The organism is Magnetospirillum sp. 15-1 (assembly GCF_900184795.1).
Classification (GTDB): Bacteria; Pseudomonadota; Alphaproteobacteria; order Rhodospirillales; family Magnetospirillaceae; genus Phaeospirillum.
Map to the genome: position 1 here is coordinate 576,256 of NZ_FXXN01000027.1, position 14,593 is coordinate 590,848.

The 14,593-nt window shown below is 66.4% G+C and carries 14 protein-coding genes; 9 read left to right on the top strand and 5 right to left on the bottom strand.

Annotation, left to right across the window (positions count from 1 at the left end; all coding sequences use genetic code 11):
* Positions 1–103 precede the first annotated feature (103 nt).
* From CP958_RS20970 to CP958_RS20990, 5 genes are all read left to right on the top strand, one after another.
* A complete protein-coding gene (locus CP958_RS20970; RefSeq protein ID WP_242443026.1) occupies positions 104–1,783 on the top strand; it encodes an EAL domain-containing protein in 1,680 nt (559 codons plus the stop codon).
* Between the two features lie 6 nt (positions 1,784–1,789).
* The gene (locus CP958_RS20975) at positions 1,790–3,355 is read left to right on the top strand and encodes a phospholipase D family protein (RefSeq protein ID WP_096704119.1); all 1,566 of its coding nucleotides are present in this window, start codon (positions 1,790–1,792) and stop codon (positions 3,353–3,355) included.
* A 35-nt stretch (positions 3,356–3,390) separates the two neighbouring features.
* Positions 3,391–4,305, top strand: a complete 915-nt coding sequence (ubiA, locus tag CP958_RS20980; RefSeq protein ID WP_096704120.1) for a 4-hydroxybenzoate octaprenyltransferase — start codon at positions 3,391–3,393, stop codon at positions 4,303–4,305.
* A gap of 336 nt (positions 4,306–4,641) precedes the next feature.
* Positions 4,642–5,091 (top strand): hypothetical protein, encoded by a 450-nt coding sequence (locus CP958_RS20985; protein WP_141400596.1) that lies wholly within the window; start codon positions 4,642–4,644, stop codon positions 5,089–5,091.
* Positions 5,088–5,753, top strand: coding sequence for a 50S ribosomal protein L11 methyltransferase (locus CP958_RS20990; RefSeq protein ID WP_096704122.1), 666 nt, complete (start codon positions 5,088–5,090; stop codon positions 5,751–5,753). The genes CP958_RS20985 and CP958_RS20990 overlap by 4 nt, the downstream gene beginning before the upstream one ends.
* A 4-nt stretch (positions 5,754–5,757) precedes the next feature.
* On the opposite strand, the gene CP958_RS20995 is transcribed toward CP958_RS20990, so the two are convergent.
* The 4 genes from CP958_RS20995 to CP958_RS21010 are packed head-to-tail and all read right to left on the bottom strand — an operon-like array spanning position 5,758 to position 9,882.
* A complete protein-coding gene (locus tag CP958_RS20995) occupies positions 5,758–6,555 on the bottom strand; it encodes an ABC transporter permease (protein ID WP_096704123.1) in 798 nt (265 codons plus the stop codon).
* Positions 6,552–7,295 carry an ABC transporter ATP-binding protein gene (locus tag CP958_RS21000; RefSeq protein WP_096704124.1) on the bottom strand — a complete coding sequence of 248 codons (744 nt, stop codon included), beginning with the start codon at positions 7,293–7,295 and terminating at the stop codon, positions 6,552–6,554. Before CP958_RS21000 ends, CP958_RS20995 begins: the two co-directional genes overlap by 4 nt.
* Entirely contained in the window at positions 7,292–8,551 is a 1,260-nt protein-coding gene (locus CP958_RS21005) for a hypothetical protein (protein WP_096704125.1), read from the bottom strand. The genes CP958_RS21000 and CP958_RS21005 overlap by 4 nt, the downstream gene beginning before the upstream one ends.
* A complete protein-coding gene (locus tag CP958_RS21010) occupies positions 8,551–9,882 on the bottom strand; it encodes a hypothetical protein (protein ID WP_096704126.1) in 1,332 nt (443 codons plus the stop codon). Before CP958_RS21010 ends, CP958_RS21005 begins: the two co-directional genes overlap by 1 nt.
* Positions 9,883–10,034: 152 nt before the next feature.
* Between CP958_RS21010 and CP958_RS21015 the strand changes: the two genes are divergently transcribed.
* From CP958_RS21015 to queG, 4 genes are all read left to right on the top strand, one after another.
* Positions 10,035–10,751 (top strand): metallophosphoesterase family protein, encoded by a 717-nt coding sequence (locus tag CP958_RS21015; RefSeq protein ID WP_096704127.1) that lies wholly within the window; start codon positions 10,035–10,037, stop codon positions 10,749–10,751.
* 73 nt (positions 10,752–10,824) lie between these two features.
* Positions 10,825–12,291 (top strand): D-glycero-beta-D-manno-heptose-7-phosphate kinase, encoded by a 1,467-nt coding sequence (gene rfaE1 / locus CP958_RS21020; protein WP_096704128.1) that lies wholly within the window; start codon positions 10,825–10,827, stop codon positions 12,289–12,291.
* Between the two features lies 1 nt (position 12,292).
* Positions 12,293–12,748, top strand: coding sequence for a preQ(1) synthase (gene queF, locus CP958_RS21025; protein WP_096704129.1), 456 nt, complete (start codon positions 12,293–12,295; stop codon positions 12,746–12,748).
* The gene (gene queG, locus CP958_RS21030) at positions 12,745–13,854 is read left to right on the top strand and encodes a tRNA epoxyqueuosine(34) reductase QueG (protein WP_096704130.1); all 1,110 of its coding nucleotides are present in this window, start codon (positions 12,745–12,747) and stop codon (positions 13,852–13,854) included. Before queF ends, queG begins: the two co-directional genes overlap by 4 nt.
* A gap of 61 nt (positions 13,855–13,915) precedes the next feature.
* On the opposite strand, the gene CP958_RS21035 is transcribed toward queG, so the two are convergent.
* Positions 13,916–14,272, bottom strand: coding sequence for a helix-turn-helix transcriptional regulator (locus CP958_RS21035; RefSeq protein WP_170959051.1), 357 nt, complete (start codon positions 14,270–14,272; stop codon positions 13,916–13,918).
* Positions 14,273–14,593: the final 321 nt, after the last annotated feature.

Genomic DNA, 14,593 nt, shown 5'->3' on the forward strand with positions numbered 1-14,593 from the left:
TCCTCCGCCCCTCATCACATTGCGCTTCAGAATTGCACCAACACTTACTTGCCCCACGCCAACCTTTGGCATAGTCTCCAACCTGGACACGAGGGGAATGGGCATGGCGGAAAAGGACGATCTCGGCAGGTCGAGCGACATGTACGTCGCCTTCGCCTTCGCGGCCGCCGACGTTCTTCTTGAACTGGATTACCAGGGCAAGACCGCCTTCGCGGTGGGCGCCGCCATGGCCCTGCTGGGGCGTGGCGCCCGCGCCCTGACCGGTCAGCCGCTGTCGGCCATCATCCATCCCGGCGACCACACCGCGCTTTCCCAGGCCCTGAAGCAGATGGCCGGCGGCGAGCGGGTGCGCAACGCCGTGCTGCGCGTGCTGCGTCCCGACGGCAAGGCGGCCGAGGTGACGCTGTCCGGCTATCGTCATCCCAGCACTCCCGACCGCCTGATGGTGGCGCTGGGCCATCCCGGCGGCTTCCATGCCCACAAGGAAGATCGGGTGGGCGGGAGCGGGCTGCTGGACAAGGACAGCTTCCAGGCCATGGCGTCGAGCCTGCTGGAAAGCGCCGCGCCGGACGAGCCCTACCAACTGACCCTGGTCGAGCTGCCCAAGATCGACGCGCTCTCCGGCGATGCCGAGGCCCAGGAAGCCCTGACCACCGAATTGAGCACCCGACTGAGGGCGCTGTCGGTGGGCGGCGACGGTGTCGGCCAACTGGACGACGGCAAGTTCGGCGTGCTGCATTCGGCGTCGGTCTCGGCCGAATCCATCAACAAGTCGGTGACCCAGGCGGCCGCCGTGGTGCTGCCCGACGCGCCGCCCATCCATGCCACCCTGGCCACCCTGATGCTGGACGTGACCGACGTGCCGCCGGAAGAGGCGGCCCGCGCGCTCACCTACACGCTCAACCGCTTCGCCATGGAGGCGGAGAGCGGCGGCAACCTCGCCGACCTGATGAAGGACCTGCAGCCCCGCCTGTCGGCGACGGTCAAGCAGATGAACGACGTGCGCAACACCGTGGTGGGCGGCGACTTCGACCTGATGTTCCAGCCCATCGTCGATTTGTGGACCGGCGTGGTCCATCATTTCGAGTGTCTGGTGCGCTTCAAGGGCGAGGACAACAAGTCGCCCTACGAGACCGTGACCTTCGCCGAGGATACCGGCATGGTCGGCATGCTCGACATGGCGCTGCTGGAGCGCGCCATCAAGTTCATGCGCTCCACCGTCGCCAACACCGAATCCCTGCGCTTCGCCGTCAATCTGTCGGGCTATTCCCTGTCCGATCCCTCGGTGGTCAGGAAGCTCAAGGAAATCCTCACCACCACCGCCGACCTGCGCAAGCGGCTGGTGTTCGAGATGACCGAATCCGCCCAGGTCCGCGACCTGAAGGCGGTCAACGACGTCATCCAGCTGATCCGCAAGCAGGGGCACGAGGTCTGCCTGGACGATTTCGGCGCCGGCCATGCCGCCTTCCACTATCTGCGCGCCTTGAAGGTGGACAACGTCAAGATCGACGGCTCCTACATCAAGGACGCCATGCGCAACAACGAGGACGTCTCGTTCATCAAGGCCATCGTCGGCCTGTGCACCGAACTGGGCGTCACCACCACCGCCGAATATGTGGAAGACGCCGAGACCGCCAATTTGCTGAAGCTCTTGAAGGTCCGCTTCGGCCAGGGCTGGTATTTCGGCAAGCCGCTCCGTCCGTCGTCGGACGATATCCGCACCGCCTGGCGGACCCCGACGCTCGGCTGGAACAAGGGGCTGCTCTACTTTACCAAAGCTTAGGCCGTCATGGGACGCGTGGCCGGGTTGCTCCTTGCCCCGCTGCTGATCTGGGCCCCGCTGCTGTTCTGGCTGGCCGCTTGCGCCCCCATGGGGGCCGATGAGGCCCGGCCGCTTTCCTCCGCCTTCGACCGTCCGTTCGAGACCACCCTGGGCCGCGCCTTCGCCGACGAGCAGGCCCGCCGGCCCGGCGAAAGCGGCTTTCGCCTGCTCAACAACGGCGTGGGCGCCCTGATGACGCGGGCCGCCCTGATCGACCGGGCCGAGCGCAGCGTCGATTTCCAGACTTTCATCTTCGATGCCGACGAGGTCGGCGCCTTCATCCTCGACCACCTGATCGCGGCGGCGCGGCGCGGGGTGCGGGTCCGCATCCTGCTCGACGATTACGAACTGGGGCTGGAGGACGGGCTGCTGGCCCGCCTGGATGCCGAGCCCAATGTGGAGGTGCGGCTGTTCAACCCCTTCCCCGACCGGGCGCGCTGGACCCGCTCGGTTCAGATGGTGTGGAACATGGACCGCCTGGGGCGGCGCATGCACAACAAGGTGCTGGTGGCCGACGGGCAACTGGCCTTGCTGGGCGGGCGCAATGTCTCCAACCATTATTTCGAAGGGCCGTCCGAGTCCAATTTCCGCGATATCGAACTGCTGGCGGCGGGGCCGGCGGCGGCCCAGGCGGCATCCAGCTTCGATGCCTTCTGGAACTCCCCCATGGTCGGCGCGGTGCGGGCCTTCGGTCGCCCGCCCGACGGCGAGGCGCTGGACCGGCTGCTGTCGCTGCTGGCCGGGACCAGCGGTCCGGCGGTGGAGTACGTGCGCAGCCACGACCAGTTCTTCGAGCGGGTGGCCAGCCCGGCCAACATGATCTGGGCTCCCGCCCGGGTGGTGGCCGAGCCGCCCGACCGCCAGCCCGAGGGGGCGGCCAAGTCCTCGGCCGAGATCGCCCGCGCCAATGCTATCGCCCGTCAGGCCGCCCGGCGCGAGGCGGTGTACGAAAGCGCCTATTTCATTCCCGGCGACAAGGGCGTCCAGGTGCTGGGCGATCTGGTGCGGCGCGGCGTGGACGTCACCGTGCTGACCAATTCCCTGGCCGCCACCGACGTGGTGGCGGTGCACGCCGTCTACTCGCTCTACCGCCCGGCGCTGCTCGAGGCCGGGGTGCATCTGTTCGAGTACCGCGTCGACGCCAGGCGCCCCGAGCCGGCCGGCCAGCGTGTCCGTCTGGGCCGCTCGGACTCCGGCCTGCATGCCAAGATCGTCGTCTACGACCGGGCCATGGTGTGGGTGGGCAGCGCCAATTTCGATCCCCGCTCGCGCCACCTCAACACCGAGATCGGGGTGATGATCGACAGTGCCGAACTGGCGGAAAAAGTGCTGGCCGGCATCCAGCGGGACTTCGCCCCCGACCAGTCGTGGCGGCTGGAGCCCAATCCCGGCGCCGCCACCGGCCCCGTGGCCTGGGTGGGCGAGCGGGACGGCGTCATGCTCCGCCTGGAGACCGAACCGGACGGCGATCCCTGGCGGGGCCTGAAGACTCTGTTCTATTCGGTGCTGCCGGGGGTCGAGGAGCTTCTTTAGTTTCCCCGCCCGCCGGTTTCGGCTATCCATGAACCATGTCCTCGTCCCAGACCCTTCAGGGCGACATACCGGTCGGCAACTGGATCGACCGCTACGTCCCCGCCGCCGCCCGGCCCTATTTCCGTCTGATGCGCCTCGATCGGCCCATCGGCACCTGGCTGCTGCTGTTCCCCTGCTGGTGGAGCATCGCCCTGGCCGGGTCGGGCTGGCCCGATCCGTGGCTGTTCGCGCTGTTCGCCATCGGCGCGGTGGTGATGCGCGGGGCGGGATGTACCTTCAACGACTGGGCCGACCGGGATTTCGATGGAAAGGTGGCGCGCACCGCCACCCGGCCCATCCCGTCGGGCGCCGTCAGTCCCACGCAGGCCCTGGCCTTCCTGGGGCTGCAGTTGCTGACCGGCCTCGCCATACTGATGCAGCTCAACACCTTCGCCATCGCGGTGGGCATCGCCTCGCTGCTGCTGGTCTTCCCCTATCCCTTCATGAAGCGCATCACCTACTGGCCGCAGGCCTGGCTGGGGCTGACCTTCAATTGGGGGGCGCTGCTGGGCTGGGCGGCGGTGCAGGGGCACATGGGCCTGCCGGCCCTGTTGCTCTACGTCGCCGGGCCGTTCTGGACGCTGGGCTACGACACCATCTATGCCCACCAGGACAAGGAGGACGACGCCCTGATCGGCGTGAAGTCCACCGCGCTGCGCCTGGGCGACGATACGGTGAAGTGGCTGTGGCTGTTCTATCCCATGACCCTGGCCCTGATCGGTGCCGCCGGCTGGACGGCCGGCCTCTCCTGGGCGTTCTGGCCGGGCCTCGCCCTGGCCGGCGGCCATCTGCTGTGGCAGATCGGGAAGGTCGACATCCATGATGGCGCCGACTGCCTGGACAAGTTCAAGTCCAACCGCCATTTCGGCTGGCTGGTGCTTCTGGCCATCGTAGCGGGGAAGGTGCTGTAGCGCCTTCACGCTTGCGAACCAAGGGAAACCACGCCAAGTTATTGGCGGAAGGAGATCGGTTGTGTCCGAGCGTAAAGGCGGTTCCTGGGCGAAGGCATTGTATCGAGGGTTCCTCGATGGCTTGGCCGCGCCGACTCTGCTGGTGGAGCCCCCCCAAGGGAGCCGGAAATACGCCGAGCGCGATAGCCGGCCCGTCAGGATATCCGCTATCGCCGATCAGGCTTTTCGGGGTGTTTACAATGAATTTGGCCCAAGGGGCGGTGCAGGCGGGGTGATGGCCGTACGACAGGGTGAGTCATTTCGCAAGGCCGGCAAATAATGGAGCCAGTCGGTCCTGTGCCCAATTCGTTGCCTTCCAGGATTGAAGAGGACCTAAGGACCCAGCTGCAGGGAAAACTTCCCGAGGCCGATCTCGTTTCGGTCATGTCGCTGGTCCACGCCCTTGTCGTCAATGTTCAACAGAACTATCACCTGACCCAACGTTCCGACCTTTATGCGGACGAGGCCGAAAAGCTGGAGCTTCTTGTTCCCGGGTTCGGGGCGAAATATGCCGATGCTCTGATCCGCGGTATCCATCATCAGATCGAGTGGGAGAAGGAGGATCAGGCGATCCTCCGAGAGGGGCAGAAGCGCGGTATGGATTATGGTTTGATCGTCGCCGCCCTCTTGATTATCGGCGCTGTAATCTGTGGCGTCATGGGGGCGAAGGAAGTGGGTATCGCCCTGGCGGGAGCCTCGGCATTGGGGATGGTTGGCAAGTTCATCGACGGTCGGCGCCACAAGTGACCCCGGTCTCCGCCACCTACGAGGCCGCCAGCGCCTTTATTCAGGCCAACACGGAAGTCTCCCACCCGCCGGCCTGTCCCGAGATCAAGCTGTGGACGGCCACCGAGGTGACGCCCTTGTGGGAGGCAACGGAGGAGGCGCTGCTGCGCGTCAACCTGCCGCCGCCCTATTGGGCGTTCTGCTGGGCGGGCGGGCAGGCGCTGACCCGCTGGGTCCTGGATAACCCTGAGCTGGTGGCGGGCAAGCGGGTGCTGGACTTCGCCGCCGGATCGGGCGTCACCGCCCTGGCCGCCGCCAAGGTGGGCGCCGCCAGGGTCGAGGCCGCCGAGATCGACACCATGGCCTGCCACGCCATCCGCCTGAACGCCGAACTCAACGGCGTGGCGGTCGAGGTGCTGGCCGACGATGTGGTGGGGGCGCCCTGCCGCTGGGACGTGGTGATGGCCGGCGACGTCTGTTACGAGGCGCCCATGACCGCCCATATCTGGCCCTGGCTGGTCCGGTTGGCCGCCGAGGGCGCCACCGTGGTGATGGCCGACCCCGGCCGCGCCTATCTGCCCAAGACCGGCCTGCTGCGGGTCGGACACTACACGGTGGTCACCAGCCTGGACCTGGAAGACAAGGCCCAGCGCGACGTGGGCATTTACAAGATCGTCGGCTGAGGCTCTATTCCCCCACGTTCAGCAACGCTCCCCGAACCCGCGCCCCATGCCACGCCCACAGGAACAGGGCGGCCCCCAGCGACAGATAAAGGGCGTCGAGCGCCAGGGCCGAGGCCAGCAGGTCGATGCGCATGGTGCCCTCGAACACCACGGCGCGCATGCCCTCGAACACATGGGCGGGCGGCAGCGCCCAGGCCACCGGCTGCAGCCAGGAGGGCAGGGTGGAGATGGGGTAGTAGATGCCGGCCAGGGGCGCCATGGCGAAGATCATCACCCAGGCCAGGCTCTCGGCCCCCAGGCCGAAGCGCAGCACCATGGCGGACACCGCCAGCCCCATGGCCCAGCCGCTGACCATCAGGCAGAACCAGAAGGCCACCAGGGGCGCCCCCAAGGTGAAGATGGAATAGTGATAAAGGGGAATGGCCAGCAGGGCGGCGGGCAGCACGCCGATCACCGTGCGGATCAGGCTCATGGTCAGCATGGAGACCACCAGTTCGTGCGGCCGCAAGGGGCTGACCGACAGATGCCCCAGATTGCGCGACCACATCTCCTCGAGGAAGGACAGGGCCACCCCCAGATTGCCGCGGAACATCACGTCCCACAGCAGCACGGCACCGATCAGGATGCCGCCCGCCTGGGCCACCCAGGTGGAATGCTCGGCGAAGAAGCGGTTGGTGAAACCCCACATCACCATGTTGACGGCGGGCCAGTAGGCCATCTCGAGGAGGCGCGGCCACGAGCCCTTGAGGATATAGAGGTGCCGCAGGCACATGGCCTCGATGCGGCGGAGCGAGCGACTCATGACGCCGCCTCCGGCCGCTGGCGGTCCCGCGCGATGTCCAGGAACACCTCCTCCATGGTGTCGCGGCCGAAGCGCGCGATCAGCGCGGCGGGCGAACCCTGGTCGACGATGCGGCCCTGCTTCATCATCAGCACGTGATCGCACATGCGCTCGACCTCGGTCATGTTGTGCGACGCCAGCACGATGGTGGCACCGGTGGCGCGCTGGTAGGAGCGGAACCAGCCCCGCACCCAGTCGGCGGTGTCGGGGTCGAGCGAGGCGGTGGGTTCGTCCAGCAGCAGCAGGTCGGGCTTGTTGAGCAGCGCCTTGGCCAGGGCGACGCGGGTCTTCTGCCCCGCCGACAGCTTGCCCGCCGGACGGTCGATGAACTCGGCCAGTTCCAGTTCGTCGCTCAGTTCGGCGATACGGTCCTTCAGATGCTCCACCCCGTACAGCCCGCCATAGACCTTGAGGTTCTGGCGCACCGTCAGGCGATGGGGCAGGTCCACATAGGGGCTGGAGAAGTTCATGCGCGGCAGGACGCGGTAGCGGTGCCGCACCATGTCCTCGCCCAGCACGGTGATGGAGCCCGAGGTGGGCAGCAAGAGGCCGAGCAGCATGGACAGCGTGGTGGTCTTGCCCGCTCCGTTGCCGCCCAGCAGCGCGGTGGTCGAGCCGGCGGTAATGGTGAAGTCGAGGCCGTCCACGGCCTTGACCGGGCCAAAGCTCTTGTAGAGCGCGCGGACCTCTACGGCACTCAAGCTCTGGGCCGCGCCCGCAGGCCCCGCTTGCGCGGGTCGCCCTGCACCATGGATTCGATATGACGGCCCTGGAACAGGGTGATGCCGACCGAATGGCCGTATTCGATGCCGGCCTGGTTGTCGCAGCGGCACAGGATGATGCGGGTGACGCCGATGCGCCGCAGCGCCTCGGTCTTCTTGTCCTTTTCCTCGGTCAGAGAGGGGTCCCACACCAGCTTGATCAGATCGGCGCCCAGGCGCTCGCGATCAACGAAGGGCAACTGCGAATAGGTCAGGCCGTCGATACAGATGCGATAGCCGCGATCATGGGCGAAGTCCCGGGCGAAGAGATAGCCGCCCAGATCGGCGAAGATGTCCACCTTCTGCAGTTCCAGCACGATGGTGCCGCGCATGCCCGCCTTGACGTTGTCGTCGAACACCAGGAATTCGGGGCTGAGGATGGTGGAGACGTTGAGGTTGATGCTGATGTCGCCTTCCAGGGTGCGGTCGTCGTGCTTGTTCAGCATGGACAGCACGCGGCGGTCCAGGGTCTCGGTCAATTGCTGGAACAGCCAGGGACTGGAATTGACGTTGACGCTGGGAAACAGGGTCTGGCGCAGGTCGGCGATGGAGATGAACAGCTCGTGGAATACCGGGGCGGGCGGCGACTTGCCCACCACGGCGCACACCGCCTGACGGCGCATCAGGTTGGCGAGGTCGGCCTGTCCCAGCGAGGATTCCACCCGGTGCAGCAATTCCGGGGTGAAGGGGCTGCCCTTGGGCTTGTTCGCTTGGAACTTGGCTTCCTGGGCGCTCTTTTCCGAGGCGGCGTGGCGTTTGGCGTTTTCCTCCTGGACCATCTTCTGGGCCAGGGCCAGCAGCATGTCGTATTCGCGGTCGAGCGAGTACCAGGTGCAGAACAGCGGCTGGCGGGTGCGCTGTTCCTCCATCACCAGGGGGTCGTCCGAGAACAGGAAGCGCAGCTTGACCACCGACGCTTCGATCTCGTCCTGGGCCTGGGCCTTGTAGATGACCATCAGATCGGAATTGGCCAGGGTGAACACCTGTGCCTGCATCAGCTTGACCAACTGCTCGAAGGTGTTGCCGGCGATGCGGGTATGGTGCTCGCGCCGGTTCTGGGCGGCCAGCCCCGACAGGTGGACATGCACGGCCCGGCGGTCGTGGCGGTGGCGCTCCAGCCGGTGGACGTAGTCGAGCAGCAGGCTTTCCTGGCTGTTGGGCCGGGGTATCCCCCCGGACGGCGGCGCATTCATCATCAGCGCAGCGCCTTCAGGACGGGGAACAGGTCGAGCATGTCATTGTCGCCGCATTCGGCGCGCGGCCGGCCGTTGATGACGGCGTGGCGGTGGGTACATTGCTGCAGGGTGCAGGCCGACGACTTCCCGCACTGGGCCATGGTGACGGCGGCGATCATGGAATCCAGGAAGCGGCCCTGGAACATGCGGATGCCCTGGGCCAGGCCCCACGATACCGAGGTCTCGGAATCGCAGCGCGACAGGATCACCCGGTCAAAGCCCACCGGCCCCAGGGCGGCCAGCAGTTCGGCGGTCTTGATGTCGTCGAGCATGTCGTTGCTCCACGACACCTTGACGTAGTCGGTGTCGTAAAGCTCGGCGTCCATGAACTGGAGCGTCACCGGGCTCATGCCGTCCAGCACCGAGCGGTGCCCGCGCGAGCGCAGCAGGTCGCGGGTGCGGAAGAAGCCGTCCAGGTCGTTGAAGATGTCCAGCAACTGGAACTCGACCACCAGACCGGCGCGGCCGCGGATGGACGCCTCGAACTGCTGGAACACCGGCGTCTGCACGGTGGCCATGTTGAGGTTGACGGAAAAGGCGGCGGGCATCTTGCGGAAGCCCACGTCCTGCAGCACCGACAGGACGCGCAGGTCGAGGACCTGGGACAGGTGCTGGAACAGCCAGCGGTTGGACAAGATGTTGACGTCGGGGGCCAGGGCCTTCTGCAGGTCCATGATGGACATGAAGAATTCCTGGAAGGCCACCTCGGCGTGCATGTTCTCGTTGATGCGGATACAGGCCTGGCGCCGCACCACGCCGGCGATGTCGGTGGCGCCGATGCGCTCGAGCACCCGGGTGAGGTTCTTGGCGTCCAGGGGCTGGATCTGCGGCGCGGTACGCTGGTCGGCCACCGACTTCTTGGCGTCGACCACCATCTGGCCGCACAGCGAGAAGAAGGAATCGTAGTCGGCTTCCAGGTCGTAATAGCTGACGAAGCGGTCCTGGCCGTCGGGGGATTCGGCATAGGTCAGCGGATCGGTGGAAAACAGGGCGCGCAGCTTGTAGACGATGGCGTCCAGGTCGGCGAAGCGGGCGTCCTTGCAGATCAGGATGATGTCCGAATTGGTCATCAGGAACATCTGGCCGCGATAGGCGTCGACCATGGATTCGAACATGCGGAAGGCAATGCGGATGCGGCCCTCCTCCCGGTTGGCCGGGAGAAGGCGGGACAGATGCAGATGCAGCGCCACCCGGCCCTCGCGAATCCTGCCGACGCGTTCGGCGGCATCGTAGAGAAGGCTTTCCGGCGTGACGACTTCCTGCTGTCTTCCTCCGAACGCGCTGGCGTTCATAAGCACCCCGATCTCAACGCGCCGCCATTCCTAAAAGGCGGTCGCAACACCCATTGTGATCCGCCATATATAAAGGCCCGGTTACCTGGGTGCAAAAAAGTAACATCGGCGAGGCCACGGCCCTAGTGGAAATGATAGATCAAACTCATCAAGTGCCGCCCGGAACCCGGGTCTATGCCATCGGCGACGTACACGGCCGGCTCGACCTGCTGGACCGGCTGCTGGGCCGTATCGCCGACGACGCGGGTCTGGCTCCGGCCCGGCGGGTGGTGGTGGTGTTCCTTGGCGATCTGATCGACCGGGGCGCCGATTCGCGCGCCGTGATCGAGCGGGTGATCGGCGGGCCGCCCCAGGACGGACCGCTGGCCCATGCGCGCTACGTCAGCCTGCGCGGCAATCACGAAGACACCCTGCTGCAGTTCCTGGCCGATTTCTCGGTGGGGCCGCGCTGGTTTCGCAACGGCGGCCTGGAAGCGGTGCGCTCCTATGTGGGGGAGGTGGACGCTCATCTTGCCCACGATTATCCCCGGCTGCAGAAGATGCTTTATCGGGCGTTGCCCACCCATCATCTGCGCTTCCTGTCGTCCATTCCCGCCCGCCATGAAGAGGGCGACTATCTGTTCGTCCATGCGGGGGTCAGGCCGGGAATCGCCCTGGACCGTCAGGACCCCTATGATCTGATGTGGATTCGCGAGCCCTTTCTCAGCGCCCGCGAAGCCATGTCCAAGATGGTGGTGCACGGCCATACCGTGGTCGCCGAGCCGGAACTGCGCCCCAACCGCATCGGCATCGATACCGGGGCCTACCGGACCGGCCGCCTCACCGCCCTGGTGCTGGAGGGGGGCGGACGACGCTTCCTTTCCACCTGAGCGCCCCCCTTTTGTCTTGCAAGGCGCAGGCGGTTGGGTTAGCAGGCATCAAGCCATCAAGGACCGGGATGCCATGACCGAACTTTCCGCCCTCGTCGAACGCGTTGAGAAGCTGCGCGGCACCATGGTTCTGTGCGTCGGCGACGCCATGCTGGACCGTTTCGTTTACGGCTCGGTGGACCGCATCTCTCCCGAGGCGCCCATTCCGGTGCTGTGCATCGAGCGCGAGACCGCCATGCTGGGGGGCGCCGGCAACGTGGTGCGCAATCTGGTGGCGGTGGGCGCCGCCCCGGCCTTCGTGTCGGTGGTGGGCGACGATACCGCCGGGCGCGAGGTCACCCGGCTGGTGGGCGAGCACGGCGAGATCGATCCCTGCATCGTGGTCGAACCCGGCCGCCAGACCACCATCAAGACCCGCTTTTTCGCCTCGAACCAGCAATTGCTGCGCGCCGACCGCGAGTCGCGCAGCCCGGTCGGCGATTCCATTCGCGACCAGTTGCTGATCCGGGTCGAGCGCCTGTTGCCCAAGGCGGGGGTGATGGTGCTGTCCGATTACGGCAAGGGGGTGCTGGCCGCCCCCATCGCCGCCGCGCTGATCCACCGGGCCAAGGCGGCGGGCAAGCAGGTGATCGTCGACCCCAAGGGCACCGACTACACCATCTATGCCGGCGCCACCCTGGTGACGCCCAACCGCAAGGAACTGCACGAGGCGACCGGTCTGGCGGTGGACAGCGACGGGCAGGTGGTCGCCGCCGCCCGCCATCTGATCGAGACCTGCGGCTTCGAGGCGGTGCTGGTCACCCGCAGCCAGGACGGCATGACCCTGGTCCGCGCCGACGGCCAGATCAACCATCTGCCGGCCGAGGCGCGCGAGGTATTCGACGTGTCGGGCGCCGGCGACACCGTGGTCGCCACCCTGGCCGCCGCCCTGGCCTCCGGTGCCTCGCTGCCCGAGGCCGCCCATCTGGCCAACGTGGCCGCCGGCATCGTGGTCGGCAAGGTGGGCACCGCCGTGGCCTATGCCGACGAGATGGTGGTGGCGCTTCACCACGAGGACCTGATGCTCGGCGAGTCCAAGATCGTGCCGGTGGGCGCCGCCGCCGAGATCGTCGACCGCTGGCGGCGCAAGGGCCAGAAGGTGGGCTTCACCAATGGCTGTTTCGATCTGCTGCATCCCGGCCACGTCTCGATCCTCGCCCAGGCCAAGTCGGCCTGTGACCGGCTGGTGGTCGGGCTGAACTCCGACGCCTCGGTGCAGCGGCTCAAGGGGCCGACCCGCCCGGTGCAGTCCGAGGCATCGCGCGCCACCGTGCTGTCGTCGCTGGCTACCGTCGATCTGGTGGTGATCTTCGGCGAGGACACGCCGCTCGAGGTGATCGGCGAGCTGAAGCCCGACGTGCTGGTCAAGGGCGCCGACTACACCATCGACAAGGTGGTGGGCGCCGATCTGGTGCAGTCGTGGGGCGGCAAGGTGGTGCTGGCCGAACTGGTCGACGGCCAGAGCACCACCAACACCATCAAGAAGATGAACGGCCACTGAGATGAGCGAGATCAACCTTACTCAACTCGGCCAGGCGGCGGCGCTGCCCGACAGCCCGGACAAGGCGGTGCTGGAGACGGTGCCCAATCCCCATCCCGGCACCCTCTATCTGGTCCGTTTCACCGCGCCGGAATTCACCTCGCTGTGTCCCATCACCGGCCAGCCCGACTTCGCCCAGCTGGTCATCGACTACGCCCCCGAGGGCGCGCTGGTGGAAAGCAAGTCCTTGAAGCTGTTCCTGGGGTCGTTCCGCAATCACGGCGCCTTCCACGAGGATTGCACCATCGCCATCGCCAAGCGGCTGGTGGCGGCGTGCCGGCCGAAATGGCTGCGGATCGGCGGCTACTGGTATCCGCGCGGCGGTATTCCCATCGATGTGTTCTGGCAGACCGGCCCGGTGCCGGACGGTTTGTGGCTGCCCGACCAGGGCGTGGCCGGCTATCGCGGCCGGGGATGAGCGGGGCGGACGTCAAGGCGTCTATCCGTGCCAAGGCCCTTGAACTGGGCTTTTCCGACGTGGGCTTCGCCCGCGCCCAAGCCTTGCCCGAGTGGAAGGCGAGCCTCGACGCCTATGTGGCCGAGGGGCGGCACGGCGACATGGCGTGGATGGCCGAAACCGCCGGGCGCCGCGCCGACCCGAACGTTCTGTGGCCCGAGGCCCGCTCGGTGATCGTGCTGGGCACCAATTACGCCCCTTCCGGCGATCCCCTGAAGCTCACCCGATTCCCTGAGCGCGGCAACATCAGCGTCTATGCCCGCAACCGCGACTATCATGATCTGGTCAAGCGGCGCCTTAAGGCGCTGGGGCGCTGGATGGCCGAAACCTGGGGCTGCGAACTGAAGGTCTTCGTCGACACCGCCCCGGTGATGGAAAAGCCCCTGGCGGTCCAGGCCGGGCTGGGCTGGCGCGGGCGGCACACCAACATCGTGTCGCGCCGTTTCGGCTCGTGGCTGTTCCTGGCGGAAGTCTTCACCACCCTGGAGATCGAGCCCGACGCGCCCGAGGCCGATCATTGCGGCTCGTGCCGGGCCTGCGTCGAGGCCTGCCCCACGCAGGCGCTGGACGGCGAGGGACGCATCGACGCCCGGCGCTGCATCTCGTATCTGACCATCGAGAGCAAGAGTCCGGTCCCCGAGGGCTTGCGGCCGGGGCTGGGCAATCGGCTCTATGGCTGCGACGACTGCATGGCGGCCTGTCCGTGGGACAAGTTCGCGCCGCCGACCCGCGAGCCCGACTTCCTGCCCCGCGTGGAACTGACCGCGCCCAGGCTGGCCGACCTGATCCGGCTGGACGAGGCCGGGTTCCGGGAGGTCTTCACCGCCTCGCCGGTGAAGCGGGCCGGATACGAGCGGTTCATGGCGGGGGTGCTGATCGCCGCCGCCAATGGCGGGCAGGTCGATCTTCTGGCCGAGGCTGAGCGGCGGCTGAACGATCCGTCGCCGCTGATCCGCGATGCGGCCGAGTGGGCGGCGTTGTTGCTTCGCTCGTTGATCGAGGGCGATCAACGAGACCCTCAGGCGCCGGGCGGGTCGCCTCCGCGACCCTTGGCTCCCGCGCCATAAGGCGCGCGGCCCCTTGGGCCTAATCAAAATACCGATGAGCAAGACTCATCGGTATTTTGTCTCAGTCCTCGGCGGCCAGGGCTCGGGCAAGCTGTGACAGGGCTTCCTGGTGGCGTTCGTTGGTGATGGACGTGAAGTTACGGGCCAACTCCAGGCACATGCGCTGGCGGGCGTTCAAATCGCTGCCGCGCCGGTTCTCCAGTCCCTCGTAGAAGAAGCCTACCGGAACGCCCAGGACCTGGGCGATCTCGAACAGGCGGCCGGCCGAGATGCGGTTGATGCCGCGCTCGTATTTGTGGGCCTGCTGATAGGTGACGCCGATCAGGTCGGCCATCTGCTGCTGGGACAGACCAAGCATGATACGTCGCTCGCGGATGCGGCTGCCCACATGCTTGTCGGTATCGTTGGCTCGGTTCATGGGACGGGCGGGTTTCGCCTCGGCGTTTATGGGCATGATGTTCAGTTGATCTCTGGCTAAACCGCTTCGAAGCCGCGGCTGCTTCGCTGTATCAGGCATGGCTACCCTTCCCCGTGCATAGTCGGAATTGGTAAGGCAAGCAACCCGAAACTCGAGAACTATCGGAAACCCGAAACCTATATTTATTTGGCCGAGTATAAGATTTAAATTTACTGTGTATATGTCTTGGCGAGTCGCACAACCGGGGCGCTCCGCCCTTGTGTTCCGGGGGGCGCCAGGAACCGTTCCGACGGGGTGTTCCCGTCGGTTTCATATGGCGAT